Origin of the sequence: Pelosinus sp. IPA-1 (assembly GCF_030269905.1) — a bacterium.
In the GTDB taxonomy this organism is placed as follows: domain Bacteria; phylum Bacillota; class Negativicutes; order DSM-13327; family DSM-13327; genus Pelosinus.
On the sequence record NZ_BSVC01000002.1, the window covers coordinates 126791 to 145875 of the forward strand.

The following is a 19085-nucleotide window of genomic DNA, read 5'->3' on the forward strand; positions in this document are numbered from 1 at the left end:
AAAGAACCGTTCCTGGGAGTCTTTACGGTATCCTTTCATCAAATTTTCAGTTTAGTTTGCTACACTGAATTAGCAAAAAGGATCGTTCATAAAAATACTATAACTGGTTCAAATAAAAAAATATCCAATTGATTTTAATAAGCTATTTATAAAGTAATGATTATTTAATGAAAAAGGGGGGCCAATCCATGCAAGTCTATGTTCAGTTAGGTGCAAAGATCTATGATAACAATACGTTTAGTGCTTATCGGCGTATGGCAGTATTTATTGCCAGGTCGCTACTCAATCATAAGCAAATGCAGGACATCAGGCAATTTTTTCAACTAAATTCCATACGGCAGGATATCATTGCAGCCAACCCCTTTATTTTTGAGCAAGTAACACGCAGTATTTTCTATCGCCAATCCATTTTTGCCGAAAGAGTGGCTTTAATAAAAAAGCACTTTGTCTTCCTTGAGGCTAAATTTACGCAAGCGGCGTTGCAACATCTATATATTGGAGAAGGCATTACGCTATGGCGTGATAATTATAGGGATGAAACTTTATCATTGAAGTTGCAATTTAATGAGGGGCATAACAAAGAAGGGTTAATGGGAATTACACTTGAGCTTGGAGAAAAAATGATTTATCAGATCATCTTTTGGGTTTCTTCAGACGAAAATGACGAAATGGGGCTGAGGATCGGCGCTATACAGGGATCGAGGGGAGGATTAGATACTGCGCGGGATTTGACAAAACATTTTTACGGACTTCGGCCTAAAAATTTCATAATTCAGGCATTGCGGGTAGTTGCCGGTCAGATAGGAATTGATCGAATCTATACAGTATCGAATTATGGATTTTATGCTAATAATCATATTCGCATTGATCGTAAGTTGAAAACTTCGTTAGATGTTTTTTGGGAAGAAATAGGAGGGAGAAAATGCGATGATCCGCGTTTTTATGAAATCCCTATGACTGAGCCGCGAAAAAAGTTAGAGGAAGTTAAATGTTCTAAACGAAAGCTCTATCGAAATAGGTTTGCTATGCTAGATACAATTGAGGAAACGATTATAAAATCCTTAGAACCGCATCAAATACCGCAAGCAGCTACTGACATAGTCTGAATAACTTAGAGTTCCCTTCATTAGAGAATATACGGATTTTAAATTTGTGCCATGCATATCATGGCCTTATTTTTTTGCATACAAAAGGGCCATCCATGAGATTTACAGGCATTTCGAAAACTGGCTATGTTAAGAGAATGAAATCTGGACCTTTTCTAAGACCAGTTTGCATGTTGTAATAGAAATATCACGTGCACGAGGTTAAAAACGAGATTCGGGAGGTTACAATGGGACTAATTAAAAGGGTAGGTATTTTCTTATTTAATGGTGTAGAATTAATGGATTTTGCTGGGCCATATGAAGTATTTACGGCTGCAAATCTTATGGCACCACAACAGTATTTTGATGTTTTTACAGTGAGTGAACAAAAGGGAGAGATTCGCACTAGCAATGGACTGATCGTAAAAGCCGATTACGATTTTTCTGATTGCCCACAGACAGATGTACTCGTGATACCTGGGGGAGATATTCGACCGGAGCTTGTTTCTAGTAAAACCATCTCGAAATGGATTGAAAGCCAAAATCGGCATACAGAAATCACTTTTTCTGTATGTAATGGGGCGATGTTGCTTGCCAAAGCAGGTTTGCTTAAAGGCTTGGAGGCTACTACCCATCATTACTTTTATGACAAACTATCTGAAATCGATTTATCTATTAATGTCGTTCAGAAGAGTCGCTATGTTGATACTGGGAAGATCGTCACTTCTGCGGGAATCTCTGCTGGTATTGATGCAGCGTTACACATTGTGTTAAGGATATTTGGTGAAAAAGTCGTTTCACATGCGATTGATATTATGGAGTATGAAAGTGCTGCTTATAGAAATGATGGAAACAAATAGTTAAATTTAACTTCATATAGTATTTAAATGATCGGATTTTCAAGGTTGTGGCTGGGAGTTTCTCAATACGAATATCCTTTCATAAAAGAAGACTCATCAACTTGGTGAGTCTTCTTTCATTTACTGTTTTGTCTTACTATTGGGCTGGAACAAATTTACTTGGATGAAATGGCCAATAAAATGGAATTATAAGCCGAGTGAGTGTTTACATATTCTGATGGAAGGAGGAGGTGCTGGGATGAGGTTTGGCATACCCCAATCGCCAAAGCAGCGCCGTCCAAAAGCTGCAGCGTCTTCTATAGCCACTAATTTTGTGCATTTACGAAACCCATATGTAATGGCCTGGTGGTCTGCCGCCTTTCCGGGGTTTGGCCATGTAAGCCTCGGTAATTACGTAATTGGCTTTTTGATGTTTGGCTGGGAGATGTTAGTCAATACGCAGGCGAATGTTAATCTTGCCATATTATACAGTTTTACCGGTCGTTATGATATGGCAAAAGAGGTTGTGAACAATAGATGGCTTGTCCTGTACGCTCCAGTTTGGGTTTTTTGCATTTGGTCAAGTTATCGATTGACGGTTGATTTAAATAAATTATCTATTTTGGCTGACCGGAATCATTCTCCGATTGACGCAGCATATATGTCCTTTTTCGAAATTAATATTTTAGAAAAACGTAGCCCCTGGGTTAGTGTCTTGTGGACCGCTCTTACGCCAGGCCTTGGACATCTTTATACCCACCGGATACCAACTGGGTTTTTTATATTAATCTGGTGGATAGCAATGGTCTACTTCTCCCATCTGCTTCAGGCAGCTCAATTTACCGTTTTGGGAGAATTTGAGCAGGCTAAGATGGTTCTAGATCCTGAATGGTTTATTTATATGCCTTCGTTGCTCGGATTTGCCGTGTACGATGTTTATGTTAATGCTGTAGAGTATAATCGGTTGTTTGAACGGGAACAGGCTCAATACCTGATTCGGGAGTATCAAACTCCAGACTATAACATGCCTAAGTAGGAGGGCTGATTATGCACGTCGTTGCGTCGTTTGAACACTCTAATTTCCTGGAACTTGCCATTACCGATCTAGAACAAAAAGGGATAGAAAAAAAACGGATATGCGCTATACCATTAAATAAGATGGTGAAAGAACGAAGGCTCTTCGATACACTCCATCGGGCTGACGGACAGAGCATGTTTGACTTGCCCGCTATTTTGGCAACCATTTTTATGACGCTGGGTGTCATGTGGGGATTCATGTGGAAGTGGGGACCAATAATATGGGGTTTGCTGTCCTTTTTGGGCGGGATTGCGTTGGGATTCATCATAAAATATTTCCTCTACAAAAACAGCTTGAAGGAGAGCTTCCGCTGCAACACCGAGGTCGTTCTAATCGTGGACTGTAAGCCGGATGAGGTTGAAACCGTGGAAACCGTATTATTCAATCACCTGGCAATTGGAGTTGGCAGAAAGTAATAGGTATGTGAAAAACTATGAATCATTATGGTCAAACTGTCGATATGGTTTTTTACTTCCTAGTATTGAATGATTCCAGTTTAGTTAGATTTTGGAATGAGGAGGCACTATAAGCTATGATAAACATACCTGATTCAGCAGTCAAAATAATTCAAACACAATCTGTTTTTACTGAAATGAGAATGCAACAGTGGCTTCAGGATTCCGTATTTACCTGGCAATGGTGGCTCCTTGTGACATTGTTCATTACTCCTTGGATTTTATGGTGGTTTGTTGTAGATAAGAAACGCTTTCCAGCGATTGTTTTGCTAGGTACTTTTGTTCTTGCGACCTCCTCATGGATGGATGACCTAGGGACTGATTTGATTCTGTGGTACTATCCATATAAGTTACTGCCCGTTTACCCCCAATTGGTTCCTATAAACTATGCAGTAATACCAGTAACCTATATGCTAATTTACCAATATTTTCGCCCGTGGCGTTCCTATATAATGGCAATGGCTATCATGGCAGCACTCTTTTCTTTTGTTGCTGAACCTGCCCTAGCGTACTTAGGTATGTACAAAGTACTAAAGTGGCAGTATTATTATTCCTTTCCGATTTACATATTAATTGCTATCAGTCATAGGTGGATAGTTGAAAAAGTTTTTGCAATAAACCGCCAGCATATGATGTAAAATCCTAACCTGATTATCAATCACGAAATACTGGAGGAAAATCATATCATACTCCGAATAAGAAGAGCTGATCAAAAAAATATATATACGATAAACTCCTGCAAAGCAGCCTAGCTTTGCAGGAGTTTTGTATTTTAATGGTAAATAGAAATATAGGAGTAGGATCTGTCCTTGTAATTTTTCTGGATTCTGTGGGCATTAGAGAAAACAAGATGATTGTAAGGAGAATGAGTATGGTAAATTCGTTAGTTGATGAAGCGGTAAGAAAATTCTCGGAAGGTTACTCATGTTCTCAGGCAATATTGACGGTATACGGAAAACAGTTTGGCATTGACGAAAAAACTGCACTACGTTTAGCGCGTTCTTTTGGTGGTGGCATGGCTCGTACTTGTCAAACATGTGGAGCCGTAACTGGTGCATATATTGTCTTGGGACTCAAAAACGACTGTGAAGATGAAAAGGTCGCAAAAGAAAGAACTTATGCTCTTGTTCAAGACTTCGCGCAGCGATTTAAGGAAAGGCATGGAGATGTAAATTGTCAGCAGTTACTAGGTTGTGACCTTGGTTTACCCGAAGGCCAGGATTACTTTAAAAATAATAAATTAATTGGTAAATGTAGGGGATTAGTAAAGGATGCCTCCATAATATTGGAGGAGTTACTTTAAGTATCTTGAAGTAAAAGGAAGTATATTGAAAACCATTACCATTGTAGCGGTAATGAGCTCCTATCAGTTTATTTAACTGGTAGGAGCTATCTTTTTGTATATCTCAATAAAAAATGTCTATTTTGCAAAAAAACATTGATAAGGTTTTCTGTGTGATGAATGATAGTATAATTTGGACTTATACTAATAGCAAGAAAGGAGAGTATTATGTCACAAGAAAGCTATCAAATGGTTGAGAATCAGAATATCCAAGAATTTTTGCAGATGCGTGAAAGCGAAACCATTGAGTTCAAAGAGAAGTGGGAAGATAACAGTGGTTTAAAAGCATTGTCCGCATTTGCAAATACCAGAGGTGGATTGCTTCTTGTTGGAGTGACAGATGATCATCAGTTAGGAAGATGGAAAGTATCGGATAGGGAGTTAGAGCAAATTGTTGGTAAAATTCATGATGTACTTAGGATTCACCCACAGGAGATTCAACGTATCTCGGCAACTGAAGATAGCGAAATCCTCTTGATAAAAATGCCAGTTGCTCCTATTCCCATGCCGTTTTTAGGACGTTACTATCGTCGGGTTGGCAATAGCTCTCGTGAAATTTTACCAAGCGATCTGGGGAATTTTTTACTAGAACGTTTGGGAACATCTTGGGATTCTTTAATTGATGAATATAAAACAGATATTGATGATAATGCGATAGAAACGTTTGTCAAGTTGGCTCGAAATCGTCTGCCTTCGATTTCAACTGAAGAAGAAACAAGAAATATGTTAGAAAAATTAAGGCTAATTGTGGACGGTAAGCTAACCCGGGCAGCAGTTTTCTTATTCACCATAAATCCGCAGTTATATTTTCCGAATACGCTGGTACGTATCGGGAGATTTAAAGATGCTGTAACGATGGTTGATGATAAAATAGTAGAAGGTAATTTGTGGCAGCAAGTTGACAGTGTTATGAAACAACTGATGCAATATATTCAGGTGCGCTATGAGATACCAAAAGAAATCCAAAAGACTGCTGGTTTAGCAACGGTTCAACGACGAGAAATCTGGGATTATCCCATTGATGGTTTGCGTGAAGCCGTGATGAATGCCTTGGTACATAGAGATTATATGAGTATGGAAAACATTCATATTCGTGTATTTGATGACCGCGTAGTTATTACTAATCCTGGTGGCTTACCAGAAGGGCTGACGATTGAAGATTTAAAAAAAGATGAACATCCGTCTGTACCACGAAATCCTTTGCTTGCTCAAGTAGTTTATTATGCTAATCTTATCGAAAAGTGGGGTACTGGCATAACGCGGCTCCGAACGGCTTTTCGTGATCAGGGATTGCTTGAACCTGAATTTGAAGCTTCTTCCACGCGATTTGCAATTACTTTGCATAAAGGTCTCTTTCAAGAAAAACGGATACTTGATGTAGAATTAACGGAGCAGCAAAAAAAAGTAATTGTTTTTGTTAAGGAAAACGGCAAAATCACCAACAAAGATTATCGCCAGATAACGGGACAATCAGATGAATCTGCGCGTGTTACGTTTAAAGATTTAATGGAAAAAGGTGTCTTAAAGAACTATGGAAAAGGGCGTAGCAGCCACTACAAATTAAATGAAGTTGGCGATTAACTGGCGATTAGTTGGTGATTAATTGGCGATTAAAATATTAGATAATAACGAGTATTTCATCACTCTATCTTGATACAGTTGTTAACGCTGTGTCAAACATCCAATGATAAAGACAAACTCCTGCAAAGCAGCCCTTGCAGGAGTTTTGTATTTTAATGGTAAATAGAATAGAAATATAGACTGTTTTTTGAAAGAAAAGCTTATTGTTATATTGTTGGCACGAGACAAGAAAAACGATTAGACCAGCGGACCGTCCTCGTGATTTTAATAAACTTGAAAAGAGGTATACCATGGGAAAAATTAAATTAGCACTCATTGGCTGCGGCAATCTTAATGAAATAGTAGCTAATTCATTGAAGGATGGCTATTTGCCGGAATATGAACTCATTGCTGTTCTGGGGAGAGACTGGGGTCTTGCAAAAGCATTCGCTGAACGCCACGACTGCAAGGCCTGTGCAGATATTGATGAACTTATGGCGATGAAGCCAGATTTTACGGCTGAAGCTGCATCAGTAAAAGCCGTACAGGACTACACTGAAGCAATCTTGAACGGCGGCTCAAACTTCGTTGTGCTGTCAATCGGCGCCTTTGCTGACAATGAATTTTACGAGCGCATAAAAAATACTGCCTCTCAGAAGAAGCGCCGCGTATACATCGCCAGCGGTGCCGTAGGCGGCTTTGACATTCTGCGTACAGCCGCGCTGATGAGCCCGATTACAGCTTCTATCGCCTCACAGAAAGCACCGGCTGGGTTTAAAAATACACCGCTTTTCACTGATGAATTAATGGACATCACAGTAGCGAAGCAGGTATTCAGCGGCACAACCAAGGAAGCAATAGCAATACTGCCAACTAAGGTGAACGTGGCAATCGCTACCGCTCTTGCCAGCGCTGGTCCAGAAAATACAACCATGAATATCAAAGCTGTGCCAGGCTTTAAAGGCGATGAATATAAGATTGAAATAAAAGGCGAAGAAGTACGCGCCGAGCTCAACATCTATTCCCGCACCAGCGCTATTGCTGCCTGGAGTGTAATAGAAGTTTTGCAAAATGCCGTAGCGCCGATTGTATTTTAGGAGGTATTATGTTTAAAAAATTAGTTGCCATAGAACCGGTAAATCTGATTCCATCAGCGAAGCAGAAACTTCATAATTATGCAAAAGAAGTAGTGTTGTTTGATGATGTTCCAAAGGACGATGCGGAAATAATCCGTCGAATTGGCGATGCTGATGCCGTACTGGTCAGTTATACCAGCCGTATAGAAAAGAGGGTATTTGATGCCTGCCCCAATATCCGTTATATCGGAATGTGTTGTAGCCTATATTCCGAAGCAAGCGCCAATGTAGATATTCGCACTGCCCGTGCCAGCGGTATCACAGTGTACGGCGTTCGCGATTACGGTGACCAGGGCGTTGTCGAATACATAGCCAGTGAACTCATCCGCTATCTCCACGGTTTCGGTGATAAACAGTGGCAGGAAATGCCGGTAGAGCTTACCGATTTAAAAATCGGTATAGTTGGACTCGGAACTTCCGGTCAGTTGATTGCTGCCGGTCTTCAGGCACTAGGAGCTGATTTATATTATTTCAGCCGCACCCGCAGGCCGGAACAGGAAGCAAAAAATATCAAATACCGACCGTTGAAAGAACTGTTGAATATAGTTGATGTTGTTTGCAGTTGCCTTAATAAAAATGTTATCTTATTCCATGATGAACAATTTGAATGGCTTGGCAATCACAAAATAATGTTCAACACTTCCATCGGCCCGTCCCACGATATCTCTGCCCTTATCAAGTGGCTTGAGTATGGTAATAACGAATTCTTCTGCGATACTGCAGCCGCTCTTGGGGATGATACCGGCAGACTTCTTGCCAGCCCCCATGTAAATTGCATGAACAAGTCATCTGGCCTTACCAGCCAGGCATTTGACCGCCTCAGCGAAAAAGTATTGAAAAATATCGAAACATTTCTAAATGAAAATAATCTATAAACGTATGTCTAAATAAGAAGTGTCCAAAACAATGTGCAACGATAAACTCCTGCAAGATTAGCTTTGCAGGAGTTTTGTATTCTCATGGTAAATAAAAAGAAATGAAATATTAGAAAAACTTTTCAATGTGAGGAAATAGGAGTAGTTGTATGAGTTGGAAATTAAAAAGATTTGAGGATCTTTCGATTGATGAATTATACAAAATTTTACAAGCAAGAATGAGTGTTTTTGTTATAGAACAAAAATGTTTTTATTCTGAACTTGATGGAAAAGATCAGGTGGCATATCATCTGTTTAAAGAAGAAGGGGAAGAAATTGTTGCGTATTTAAGGATTTTTTCCTGTGGGTTAGCGTATCCCCAAGCTTCTTTTGGGCGAGTATTTGTTCAAAAAGAATATAGAAACCAAGGTATTGCCCAAGAGTTAATTAAAAGAGCGCTTTATTTTATGCAAACACAATTGCATGAAAAGGTTATTAAAATCCAGGCACAAGCTTATCTGCAGAATTTTTATGCTTCTTTTGGTTTTAAAGCCGTATCGGAGGTTTATTTAGATGATGATATTCCCCATATTGACATGATTTTGGAAGGCAAATATAAAAAGTTTATGACCCGGTAGTATTGATATTTAAGTTAAATTTATAAACACCCTTGGGGCGGGCTATCGTTTTAATTTCTAATGATTATTTAAGATGAATCGGAGGAAAAGATATTATTGGTAATAGCGAAAAGGTTTAATCCTTGTGTAATAAGGGTTAAAGCCTTTTTTACATTTATGGTATTGAAGTTCCTACATGTGCCTGATAAAGTTGCATTTTAAATTGGAACCACATGGGGTGATCAAGAATATAATTAAACTGGAGTGTGAGTAACAAGAAGAGGTGTAAATTTATGAATTTAAGTGCTTGTAAATACAAGGATGAGTTCCCGTTGAAAACAATAACTAAGATACGAAATATACTAACGAGCTTAAATATTCTTACAGTTGAAACTGGATGGAAGAACTCAGCGGATGGGTTCTACTCCGTCACGGTTACGATTAGGAACACAAATCTTGCTACAAATGGAAAAGGTACAACATACGAATACGCTTTAGCAAGTGCTTACGCAGAATTTATGGAACGGCTTCAAAATCAGGCATTCTTTCGGCTTAATTATGATTTAAAGGAAGGTGCTCTTCGGTATCAGGGGTTTTATTATGCTCCGGATGAGCAGAGGATTAGTATGGATGATTTCCTTACCAGCGGTGAGGAGTGGTCCAGCATTCAAATTAATAAAATGCCTATGGATATTGATGTGCAAGAAGTGCTTAGAAAGTGGCAGCAAGTTTCTTACGAGAAAGTTCCATCAGACTTTATTGCCTTACCATATCTTAATATCAGCAGCGGACATATATCTCACATACCAATAAAGATGGTTTCAAAAATGTATATGTCCAATGGAATGTGTGCTGGTAATACACCAGAAGAGGCATTGGTTCAGGGACTATCGGAGGTATTAGAACGTTACGTCAACATGCGCATACTAGTTGACAAAATTACTCCACCTAACATTCCACTAGAATATATACAACGATACCCCAGCATTTATCGCATGATTCAAGAAATCGAAAAAAGCGGAAACTTTGATGTAATTATGAAAGACTGCTCCCTCGGGCGAGGGCTTCCTGTAGTAGGTGTAATTTTTATCAACAAAGATGACCAAAGATATTTTGTAAAGTTTGGTTCTCACCCCATATTTGCCATCGCGGCTGAAAGGACTTTGACAGAGCTGCTACAGGGACAGGAAGTCCGTGATATGATGGGAATGAAAGAGTTTTCCTACAGAAGTCCAGTGGATGAAGAACATGAAAACGTACTGGGTATTTTGGTAAATGGGTCTGGATACTATTCATCACGATTTTTTGCTTCAAAGTATAGTTATGATTTTACTGAATTTGCTGATGTGGAAGCGTATAACAACAAACAGTTACTTGAATATTTATTTAATATAATCGAAGGTTATGGTCATCAAATTTTTGTCCGTGATAATTCTTTTTTAGGTTTTCCCAGTTTTCATGTCATAGTCCCTGGTATGAGTGAAATTGAACAATTTTTTGATCTAAAACCTACAGATGAATACGTGCAATACAACAAAGTGAAAGGGTATATCAGAAATTTACCAGAAATAACGGTTATAGAGGCTGATGAGATGATTGAGTTTTTTAGCAAAATTAATTACCATAGCGGCAGTTCGATTGCTAATATATTGAATCTGACAATCAAGAAACCTCTTCCCTGGTATTATGTGAAAATAGATTTGTTTTTGGGCGCACTGCACTATTGGAAAGGCGATTTTACTAATGCCTATTATGCATTTGACAGGTTTCTTAACTTTGCAAGGCGTATGCAACCGGGAGTGATTGACGGGGGATTATTCAAATTTTATAAGTGTGTACGAGACTATTTTGGCGCCCTTGCCGATGGAATAGAGGAAGGAGATATTGTCAGCCTTCTAAGTAAATTTTATCCTATGCCTATGGTTCAAGGGGTAATTAGCGAATTCGGTATTGAGGATCGAATTTCCAATTTATTGGACTATCTTCCGTGCTGGCAGTGCGAAAAATGTGAATATAGCGAAAGCTGCTCGTATGTCGAACATGAAAAGGTATACAAAACGATTAAGGAACAATATGCTGAAAATTCGATAGATCAGGCAACATTATCGAGATTGGCATTACCATAATCTCTCAAGGCAAAATAAGCCCATAGCTCGATCTCATGAAGTTGAATTTTGAGATCGTCTATGGGCTTATTAGCACACTGCCTATTTGCTGGTAGTTTATCTAGCCATGGCCATACAGTTCATGCAACTCATTGCTTTCATGCAGTTCATACATTTCATAGATTGCATGTAATCCATCGTTTGGCAAGAATCCATGTAGGACATGGATTTACAGGAGTCCATTGATTTACAAGAATCCATGCAGGACATGGATTTACAGGAGTCCATTGACTTACAAGAATCCATGCAGGACATGGATTTACAGGAGTCCATTGACTTACAAGAATCCATGCAGGACATGGATTTACAGGAGTCCATTGACTTACAAGAATCCATACAAGACATAGATTTACAGGAGTCCATTGGTTCACAAGAATCCATGCAGGACATAGATTTACAGGAGTCCATTGATTTACAAGAATCCATGTAGGACATAGATTTACAGGAGTCCATGGATTTACAAGAATCCATGCAGGACATAGATTTGCAGGAGTCCATGTAGGATTTAGATTTTCTACGACCCATAAAATACGCCTCCTAACCAATAATGGGGTGTCTAGTAACATAATATGAATTGATAGTTATAGATGTTACACATAAGATACGGGGGCGGTTCGTTTCTTCTGCTCCGTTAATGGAGATGTAGACTCGAGCCTGATTTTTGTGAAATTTGGCAGGAGTTTTCGTGTGTTTGATAAATAAAGTAATGATGAGACAATACAACTATTCGATGTCATTTATAGTGCTATTTAGATAGAGTGAGTCATAATAACAGATGTAATTTATAAATACTCTGAGGAGGTTAGTCCTATTAAAAAGCTACAAACAAACTCTAAGATTTTATCACCAGATATCCCGGAAGAATTAGGCGAGGTTATATTTCCGGATGGAAAAATTTGTAATGAAGACTATTTCGAAATGGGGATAATCAGTAATCATATAGTTGAAAATGAAACGGCAGCACATGTGTGTTTTGATAAGGTCATATTTAAGAATGTAATTTTCCAAAAAGTTGATTTTAGCGGATTGGAATGTACTGATGTTATTTTTGAAAAATGTGATTTATCAAATGTAGACTTTAGTGAAGCCATTATGCATCAAGTCGAAATGCGAAATTGTAAGATTGTAGGAATAAATTTAATGGGAGCAACATTGCGCAATGTGTTATTTGATAACTGCTATGGGGATTATGCTAACTTTCGTAATGTAGATTGCAAACAAGTAAAGTTTCATAACAGTTCATTAGCCAATGCCGATTTTTATAGATCCACACTACTCAAGGTGTATTTTTCCAATTCAAGTTTAGAACAGATTCAATTATCGGGTACAAAATTAGCAGGCATTGATTTAAGCAGCTGTGAGTTTGGACAGATTGGTGTTACCATAGAGGATGTGCAAGGGTGTATCATTTCTCCACAACAAGCAGTAGGCTTCTCAAAACTATTTGGTTTGATTATCAACGAATAGATTGATTGGATTCAGTTTTATTTTGGGGGAGGGAGTTAATGCAAATCGCCATTCGGGAAGCATTGGTAAGTGATAGCGAGATTTTGACACAGATATCTTTTGCATCAAAGAGGCATTGGAATTATCCTGATCAATATTTTGATAACTGGAAAGATGAATTAACGATAACACCTGCCTATATAAAAAATAACAGAGTTTACGTAGCGGAGGCGAATGGGCGAATTGTAGGCTATTTCTCACTAGTAGAAATAAAAAGCGATTTTTGGGCAGGTAAGGTATTCGTTAGTAAGGGATTTTGGCTGGAGCATATTTTTATTTTGCCAGAGTACATAGGAAAAGGTATCGGGACAAAGTTAGTAGATATTCTCAAACTAAAATGTGGTGAAATGAATATTAATAAAGTTAAAATTTTTTCTGATCCAAATGCCAAAGGTTTTTACGACAAATTAGGGGCTTATTATTTAGGCGAATCACCATCCAGTATTGAAGGAAGAACAGTGTCACTATATGAGTTGGACATATAGATCATTTTTTTCAAAGAAATTGTAAACAACTTAGAATGATATATTACATATAAACGGAAAAGAGTCTAGAACCCTCTAGTGATGGTAGTTCTAGACTCTTTTTCTTCTTTTTATATCTTCAAAAAATTCCAAAAGAAATTTCCATTTTTTTCTGTTTTTATATTCCGTCTCCATCTAGTCCCGAAAGTGAGCAAGTATTTTGCCCCTTTTTAAGAGGAGTGTCTATCTTTTTGGAGGTAGAGTTTTTGGTAATTAATAGCACAGATACTAATATAATAAATGCTGCGATAGCATCTGTAGAATTTAATTGTTCATTTGCAAATATCCAACCCAGAAAAACGGCAACCACGGGATTGACATAAGCGTAGGTTGAAACAATAGCTGGCTCCGCTTTCTTAAGAACCCAGATATAAGCACTAAACCCAATAATAGACCCGAAAAAAATTAAGTACACTAATGACAGTATCGAACGCGTTGATACATGCTCAATATGTAATTGACTTAATTCACCCAATGAGATTCCAACGATTAGGCAAAGCAATCCACCCATTAAATTTTGAATGGCTATCGACATTATCGCAGATTTTGGCAATTGTGCTTTACGTGAATATAAAGAACCTATTGCCCAGAATAATGATGCAAATGTTAGGATTAGATATCCAGAAGTTTGTGAGGGATTGTAGCTGACAGACTGAAAAGAATTGCTAACAAGTAATATTTGGCCTAACAATCCCAATAATAAACCGAATACCACATAACTATTAGGTTTTGTGTCACCTTGCCATAACCAAGCCAATAAGGTCATCCATAAAGGTACGGTAGCAATGATTATCGCTGCAATTCCTGAAGAGACCATTTGTTCAGCGAAAACGACTAAGGAATTACCACCTAAAAGCATTAACCCTCCAATTATCGTGGCATTGCGCCAATGAATTTTTCCGGGAGTTTTCGTTCCTCTCGAAGCTTCCCACAGGTACATTAAAGAGCCAGCAATTAAAAAACGAATACCTGCCAATAAAAACGGAGGTAAGGTTTCGACTGCAAATTTCATCGCTAAATAAGTTCCGCCCCAGGGAAAATAAACTGCTAGTAAGGCCAACACAATTGGATATGAGATACGATTTGACATATTCATTTTCAGAACCTCCATTTTCAATAATAGTTTAAATTAAAATAGTAGTTGTGTAGTTTCTTTTAGTGTATTTAGAACAATGATTGTCTTTGTTGATATTGACTCTCCGCGGACTTTTTCTTTTAATAATAAGCTAAGGGATTCTGTGTTACGAGTCCTGATCTTGATAAGGTAACAATCGTCACCAGCAACATTATGAACTTCCTGGACACCTGGAATATCAACTAATAAGCCTTCAATGTCTTTGTCTCCTGATACTTTAATTAAGACAAATGCTAGCATATCCAAGCCGAGTTCGTGAGGGTTTAGCTTAGCTTCATAACTTGCTATAACTCCCTTTTCCTCTAGTTTGCGGATACGAGTTAAAGTAACTGAAGGAGCAAGCTTCACTTCGCGAGCTATATCTGCATTCGAGATTCGTGCGTTATTTTGTAGTAAAGTAAGGATTTTTTTATCTATATTGTCCAATATTTTCACCTCAAGATAATTATAATTCTAGGAATAGTCTAATGTAAACAATATAATTCTGTATAAAACTTAATAAGAAGAATATTATTCTGAAATAAATGATGTTTAAAGAATAATATTCTGAGACAATGGAGTGAGCCCCCAAAAATAGTACTCTAAGTAAAATATTCCCCAAAAAATGAATAGACATAATCGCAAACATTATACATGGACCAAGAGATTGGAGTTCAATCGAAAGAAACGTCCCTGTGATTCTCACAGCAAGGTAGCCTAGCTTTGCAGGAATTTTGTATTATAATAGTAAATAGAATAGAAACATAAGATGCTGTTTTCAAGAAAAGCTTATGACTAATTGATTGTATGATGGGAGCGATTCAAAAGAAGCGTGCCCGTGATTTTAAGAGGGGGCCCATAGAGTGGAATTTATTAATAATGCGGATTTGACGATGCTAACAAATCTACTAATAAAAACGTATGCTAATAGTCAAAAAAAACGATTTTTACTAGCTATTACAGGGGTTCCAGGCGCAGGAAAAAGCACGTTGGCAAATTTGCTAATGAAAAATACGAATGAAGTCTTACAAGAAGAGATTGCAATCGTGGTCCCAATGGATGGGTATCATTATCACAATGACAGATTAGTGGAAAAAGGCTTACTACCACTAAAAGGAATACCTCAAACATTTGATTCTCAGAGATTCGTAATGTTGATAAAGGAAATAGCATCGGAAAAACAAGAGAAAATATATTGTCCATCTTATGATAGACGTCTTCATAATCCAGTTGAGCGTTCAATAGTCATTGAGAGTAAACATAAAATTATAATTGTTGAAGGTAATTACTTACTATTAGATACTTACCCTTGGAATGAACTTGGGGGCTTGTTTAATGAAAGCTGGTTTATTGAGACGCCGCTTACTACAACAAAAGAGCGTCTTATTACTCGGCATGTACTTACGGGGCGTTCTGTTGAAGAAGCATTAAATAAAATTAACTCTACGGATGCACCTAATGCAGAATTGATTATTCAGACTCGACAAAAAGCTACGAAAGTAATTGCGGTAGCAACTATTGAGGAAATTTGATTATAGTGGCTGCTTTGAAAGATGTTGTAGTACGATATTGTGAAAGGTGAGGTCACTTTTTACTAAAGGCCTGACGTTCCTGTGATATTTCAAAAAGAGCACTTTTAGATCACAAACTAAGACCCTCGCTAGTCAGCGAGGGTCTTAGTTTGTTGTTTATGATTTAAGTTCGAGTTAAGTATTAGCTGCTGAGAACGTTATTCCTCAATAAATTGTGCCAATTCTTTGTTGAATTTATCGCGCTCATCATAGAATAATCCGTGGCCGCTGTATTTAAAGGGAACGAGCTTGGAGTTTCTAATTCCTTCATTCTGTGCAATAGCCAATGGGAATAAACAAACTTTGTCATGGATACCATGCAAAATTAAAGTGGGAACTTGTATTTCTCCAAGATCGGAAAATAGTTCTTCCTTTATCCAAGAGGCAGCAACTGCTGCGGTGGACCAACCTGCTGCCTGAAGGCCCATTTGGAAGAACCAATCTGAGAAGGCCTGAGTTACATGCTGGAAGAAAAACATGTCACCAAATCCCCGCAACATTTCTGGACGGTCATTATTAGTTCCTTGAATGATTTTAATCACATCATCTTTTTTTAGACCATGAGGAAAATATGGACGCTGAATAAGACTGGGAGCTGCAGCTGCAAAAAGGGCAAGCTTAGATACCCCATATCCCTTGTGGCGAGCCATGTAACGAACAGCAATCGCTCCTCCCGTGGAATGACCTCCTAGGGTGAAATCTTGCAAATTGAGTGCTTCCACCACACATCGAATATCATCTGCTGACGTATCGTAGTCATAGCCTCTCCAAGGCTTATCGGAATTACCAAATCCTCGAGAGTCAATTCCTATACAGCGATATCCCCATTTCGGCAGTTGATCGAACTGGTATTCAAACATCTTATGATTTGCCGGCCAACCGTGTATAAATACAATTGTTTTCTCGCCCTCAGGGTTAAGGTCTTCTACATAAATACTTACGCCTGGTTCTACTTTAATATAGAATCCCAAATACAGCCCTCCTTTATAAAATTTTTACACAATATGTTATGCAGTTAGCGCTGATAGAGTGATACTCTCAAATAGAACGCAAAGAAAAGCTTGTAATTATCCCCAAGTGTTTATGTTTATTGAATTTTGAAAAGCACTATGATATAATGATCGCAAATAAAGTGATTGGAGTGGAAGAAATGTAATTTTTCTTGCTATTATACAGCATAATAAAATGATGGAGCGTAAAATGCTGCTTGTTTTGTTATGTTAATGCAAGAAAGTTACAATTCTTTTCACTCAAGAATATATTCTCGTCATGCCCAATTATTGGGCTTGGCTTTGCTGTATTTATGAGCTGCAAGAATTGACTTTCTTGCAGCTTTATATTTTATATACAGGAGGATAATTATGTCTTTAATAAGCGTTACAAATCTGACTTTTGGTTATGATGGCAGTTATGATAACATATTTGAAAACGTGAGTTTTCAAATCGATACAGATTGGAAATTAGGCTTCACAGGCAGAAATGGTAGAGGCAAAACTTCATTTCTCAACTTGTTGCTTGGTAAATATGAATACAGTGGTACGATTTCGACAAAAGTGAACTTCGAATATTTTCCTTTCGAGGTAACTAACACGGAAAATAACACTATTGATGTAATTGACAACATCTATCCAGACTACCTTCTTTGGAAGGTTATGCGTGAGCTTTCACTGCTGCAAGTTTCAGAGGACGTTTTATATCGTCCATTTGATACCCTTTCAAAGGGAGAGCAAACAAAGGTTTTGCTTGCTACTTTGTTCCTGAAAGAAAATAGCTTCCTGCTGATTGATGAGCCGACGAACCACCTTGATATGAATGCAAGAAAAATTGTCAGCGACTATCTTAGCTCTAAACGTGGTTTTATTTTAGTGTCCCATGACAGAGCATTTCTTGATAACTGTGTTGACCATATCCTTTCCATTAACAAAACAAATATTGAAATTCAAAAAGGGGATTTTTCTTCTTGGTGGGAAAATAAAAAAAGGCAGGACAATTTTGAACTAGCAGAAAATGAAAAACTCCGAAAAGATATTACACGCTTGTCATCCGCTGCAAAACGTACATCCGATTGGTCGGATAAAGTAGAAAAGACAAAAATAGGTACAACGAATTCTGGGTCAAGTATAGATCGAGGGTATGTCGGTCATAAAGCTGCCAAGATGATGAAACGTTCTAAGGCAATCGAAGCAAGACAACAATCTGCGATTGATGACAAATCTAAGCTTCTCAAAAATATTGAAAGCTCTGAGAAATTGAAAATTTCTCAACTTAACTTTCATGCAGACCGCCTTGTAGAACTTGTAGATATATCTATATTCTATGGCAAAAAGACAGCTTGTGAGAACGTAAGTTTCACAATTGAAAAAGGGGATAGAGTAGCGCTTTACGGTAAAAATGGCTCAGGAAAATCAAGCATTATTAAGCTGATTTGTGGAGAGAACATCACCTATACAGGCACTTTCCGAAAAGCAAGTCAACTTAAAATATCCTATGTTTCCCAGGAGACTTCTCATCTCAGGGGTAACTTAACCGATTATGCCATAGAGAATAATATTGATGAAAGTCTTTTTAAGGCTATTTTAAGAAAACTTGATTTTTCAAGAGTTCAATTTGAAAAGGATATGTCTGATTTTAGCGGTGGACAAAAGAAAAAAGTGCTGATTGCAAAAAGTCTTTCTGAGAAAGCTCATTTGCTTATCTGGGATGAGCCACTTAATTTTATCGATGTGATCTCTCGCATGCAAATAGAAGAATTACTACTTGAATACTCACCAACGATTCTATTTGTGGAACATGACACTGAATTTTGCCAAAATATAGCAACAAAGATTTTTGAACTTTCATGAATTGTGCCGTCTCCAGGTTTATCTGATCTACTCCTGTAAAGCAACTTAGCTTTGCAGGAGTTCATATTTTAGGGGGATATTTTTGGAGGGGCAGAATTGACTTGTTGGAAATTGGATTAATTATGTAATAGTAATAAATCCTTAATTAATTCAATGGGCATGCCGATTACTATGAACCGCTCCTTCGGTAGCGAGTTCTTTATTTGTCATAAATCTGACATAATTTTCATGTATAATTCTTGTGGAAATAAAATTGATTGAGTCTCTGTAATATATAGTTGTGCCTGTTTTCACCATAACGTTCTAATAAAGAAGTATCTTTTTAAGGACTAATTTTGATTATGTTCATATTTCCAGGATAATCAAACCATACAATAGCAGGGAAAAAAGGGGTAC

The 19085-nt window shown here is 37.8% G+C and carries 19 protein-coding genes; 16 read left to right on the forward strand and 3 right to left on the reverse strand.

Going from position 1 to position 19085, the window contains the following annotated elements; all coding sequences use genetic code 11:
- The first annotated feature begins 188 nt into the window (after positions 1 to 188).
- The 14 genes from QSJ81_RS04250 to QSJ81_RS04315 all read left to right on the forward strand — a co-directional run bounded on the left by QSJ81_RS04250 (position 189) and on the right by QSJ81_RS04315 (position 13122).
- Positions 189 to 1106, forward strand: a complete 918-nt coding sequence (locus QSJ81_RS04250) for a VirK/YbjX family protein (RefSeq protein WP_285716175.1) — start codon at positions 189 to 191, stop codon at positions 1104 to 1106.
- Between the two features lie 227 nt (positions 1107 to 1333).
- Complete coding sequence (locus tag QSJ81_RS04255) at positions 1334 to 1945, forward strand: DJ-1/PfpI family protein (protein ID WP_285716176.1); 612 nt, start codon at positions 1334 to 1336, stop codon at positions 1943 to 1945.
- Between the two features lie 238 nt (positions 1946 to 2183).
- Complete coding sequence (locus QSJ81_RS04260) at positions 2184 to 2960, forward strand: hypothetical protein (RefSeq protein ID WP_285716177.1); 777 nt, start codon at positions 2184 to 2186, stop codon at positions 2958 to 2960.
- An 11-nt stretch (positions 2961 to 2971) separates the two neighbouring features.
- On the forward strand, positions 2972 to 3418 hold the full coding sequence (locus QSJ81_RS04265; RefSeq protein WP_285716178.1) for a hypothetical protein: 447 nt from the start codon (positions 2972 to 2974) through the stop codon (positions 3416 to 3418).
- A gap of 116 nt (positions 3419 to 3534) precedes the next feature.
- A complete protein-coding gene (locus QSJ81_RS04270) occupies positions 3535 to 4095 on the forward strand; it encodes a CBO0543 family protein (protein WP_285716179.1) in 561 nt (186 codons plus the stop codon).
- 233 nt (positions 4096 to 4328) lie between these two features.
- A complete protein-coding gene (locus QSJ81_RS04275) occupies positions 4329 to 4760 on the forward strand; it encodes a C-GCAxxG-C-C family protein (protein ID WP_285716180.1) in 432 nt (143 codons plus the stop codon).
- Between the two features lie 207 nt (positions 4761 to 4967).
- Positions 4968 to 6380 carry an ATP-binding protein gene (locus tag QSJ81_RS04280; protein WP_285716181.1) on the forward strand — a complete coding sequence of 471 codons (1413 nt, stop codon included), beginning with the start codon at positions 4968 to 4970 and terminating at the stop codon, positions 6378 to 6380.
- Between the two features lie 290 nt (positions 6381 to 6670).
- Complete coding sequence (locus QSJ81_RS04285; protein WP_285716182.1) at positions 6671 to 7456, forward strand: aspartate dehydrogenase domain-containing protein; 786 nt, start codon at positions 6671 to 6673, stop codon at positions 7454 to 7456.
- Positions 7457 to 7464: 8 nt separating this feature from the next.
- Complete coding sequence (locus tag QSJ81_RS04290) at positions 7465 to 8370, forward strand: D-isomer specific 2-hydroxyacid dehydrogenase family protein (RefSeq protein WP_285716183.1); 906 nt, start codon at positions 7465 to 7467, stop codon at positions 8368 to 8370.
- A gap of 149 nt (positions 8371 to 8519) precedes the next feature.
- Positions 8520 to 8987, forward strand: a complete 468-nt coding sequence (locus tag QSJ81_RS04295) for a GNAT family N-acetyltransferase (protein WP_285716184.1) — start codon at positions 8520 to 8522, stop codon at positions 8985 to 8987.
- 311 nt (positions 8988 to 9298) lie between these two features.
- The gene (locus tag QSJ81_RS04300) at positions 9299 to 11092 is read left to right on the forward strand and encodes a YcaO-like family protein (RefSeq protein ID WP_285716185.1); all 1794 of its coding nucleotides are present in this window, start codon (positions 9299 to 9301) and stop codon (positions 11090 to 11092) included.
- Between the two features lie 202 nt (positions 11093 to 11294).
- Positions 11295 to 11561 (forward strand): hypothetical protein, encoded by a 267-nt coding sequence (locus QSJ81_RS04305; RefSeq protein ID WP_285716186.1) that lies wholly within the window; start codon positions 11295 to 11297, stop codon positions 11559 to 11561.
- A 488-nt stretch (positions 11562 to 12049) separates the two neighbouring features.
- Complete coding sequence (locus QSJ81_RS04310) at positions 12050 to 12598, forward strand: pentapeptide repeat-containing protein (protein WP_285716187.1); 549 nt, start codon at positions 12050 to 12052, stop codon at positions 12596 to 12598.
- A gap of 38 nt (positions 12599 to 12636) precedes the next feature.
- Positions 12637 to 13122 carry a GNAT family N-acetyltransferase gene (locus QSJ81_RS04315; protein WP_285716188.1) on the forward strand — a complete coding sequence of 162 codons (486 nt, stop codon included), beginning with the start codon at positions 12637 to 12639 and terminating at the stop codon, positions 13120 to 13122.
- A gap of 157 nt (positions 13123 to 13279) precedes the next feature.
- Here the strand turns inward: QSJ81_RS04315 and QSJ81_RS04320 are convergent, their stop codons facing one another.
- Together QSJ81_RS04320 and QSJ81_RS04325 are read right to left on the reverse strand one after the other, a co-directional pair.
- Entirely contained in the window at positions 13280 to 14257 is a 978-nt protein-coding gene (locus QSJ81_RS04320) for an EamA family transporter (RefSeq protein ID WP_285716189.1), read from the reverse strand.
- 33 nt (positions 14258 to 14290) lie between these two features.
- Complete coding sequence (locus QSJ81_RS04325) at positions 14291 to 14722, reverse strand: Lrp/AsnC family transcriptional regulator (RefSeq protein WP_285716190.1); 432 nt, start codon at positions 14720 to 14722, stop codon at positions 14291 to 14293.
- 416 nt (positions 14723 to 15138) lie between these two features.
- Here QSJ81_RS04325 and QSJ81_RS04330 point away from each other — a divergent pair, with 416 nt between their 5' ends.
- Positions 15139 to 15807, forward strand: coding sequence for a nucleoside/nucleotide kinase family protein (locus QSJ81_RS04330; RefSeq protein WP_285716191.1), 669 nt, complete (start codon positions 15139 to 15141; stop codon positions 15805 to 15807).
- A 197-nt stretch (positions 15808 to 16004) separates the two neighbouring features.
- On the opposite strand, the gene QSJ81_RS04335 is transcribed toward QSJ81_RS04330, so the two are convergent.
- Positions 16005 to 16817 carry an alpha/beta fold hydrolase gene (locus tag QSJ81_RS04335; RefSeq protein ID WP_285716192.1) on the reverse strand — a complete coding sequence of 271 codons (813 nt, stop codon included), beginning with the start codon at positions 16815 to 16817 and terminating at the stop codon, positions 16005 to 16007.
- 390 nt (positions 16818 to 17207) lie between these two features.
- Between QSJ81_RS04335 and QSJ81_RS04340 the strand changes: the two genes are divergently transcribed.
- Positions 17208 to 18689, forward strand: coding sequence for an Lsa family ABC-F type ribosomal protection protein (locus QSJ81_RS04340; protein WP_285716193.1), 1482 nt, complete (start codon positions 17208 to 17210; stop codon positions 18687 to 18689).
- The last annotated feature ends 396 nt before the right edge of the window (positions 18690 to 19085 follow it).

Coding starts and splice junctions, on each gene's coding strand:
- QSJ81_RS04290 (WP_285716183.1), top strand. CDS start 7,465: ATGTTTAAAAAATTAGTTGCCATAGAACCGGTAAATCTGATTCCATCA.
- QSJ81_RS04310 (WP_285716187.1), top strand. CDS start 12,050: ATGGGGATAATCAGTAATCATATAGTTGAAAATGAAACGGCAGCACAT.
- QSJ81_RS04265 (WP_285716178.1), top strand. CDS start 2,972: ATGCACGTCGTTGCGTCGTTTGAACACTCTAATTTCCTGGAACTTGCC.
- QSJ81_RS04320 (WP_285716189.1), bottom strand. CDS start 14,257: ATGAATATGTCAAATCGTATCTCATATCCAATTGTGTTGGCCTTACTA.
- QSJ81_RS04280 (WP_285716181.1), top strand. CDS start 4,968: ATGTCACAAGAAAGCTATCAAATGGTTGAGAATCAGAATATCCAAGAA.
- QSJ81_RS04340 (WP_285716193.1), top strand. CDS start 17,208: ATGTCTTTAATAAGCGTTACAAATCTGACTTTTGGTTATGATGGCAGT.
- QSJ81_RS04305 (WP_285716186.1), top strand. CDS start 11,295: ATGGATTTACAGGAGTCCATTGATTTACAAGAATCCATGCAGGACATG.
- QSJ81_RS04315 (WP_285716188.1), top strand. CDS start 12,637: ATGCAAATCGCCATTCGGGAAGCATTGGTAAGTGATAGCGAGATTTTG.
- QSJ81_RS04260 (WP_285716177.1), top strand. CDS start 2,184: ATGAGGTTTGGCATACCCCAATCGCCAAAGCAGCGCCGTCCAAAAGCT.
- QSJ81_RS04275 (WP_285716180.1), top strand. CDS start 4,329: ATGGTAAATTCGTTAGTTGATGAAGCGGTAAGAAAATTCTCGGAAGGT.
- QSJ81_RS04270 (WP_285716179.1), top strand. CDS start 3,535: ATGATAAACATACCTGATTCAGCAGTCAAAATAATTCAAACACAATCT.
- QSJ81_RS04250 (WP_285716175.1), top strand. CDS start 189: ATGCAAGTCTATGTTCAGTTAGGTGCAAAGATCTATGATAACAATACG.
- QSJ81_RS04295 (WP_285716184.1), top strand. CDS start 8,520: ATGAGTTGGAAATTAAAAAGATTTGAGGATCTTTCGATTGATGAATTA.
- QSJ81_RS04285 (WP_285716182.1), top strand. CDS start 6,671: ATGGGAAAAATTAAATTAGCACTCATTGGCTGCGGCAATCTTAATGAA.
- QSJ81_RS04255 (WP_285716176.1), top strand. CDS start 1,334: ATGGGACTAATTAAAAGGGTAGGTATTTTCTTATTTAATGGTGTAGAA.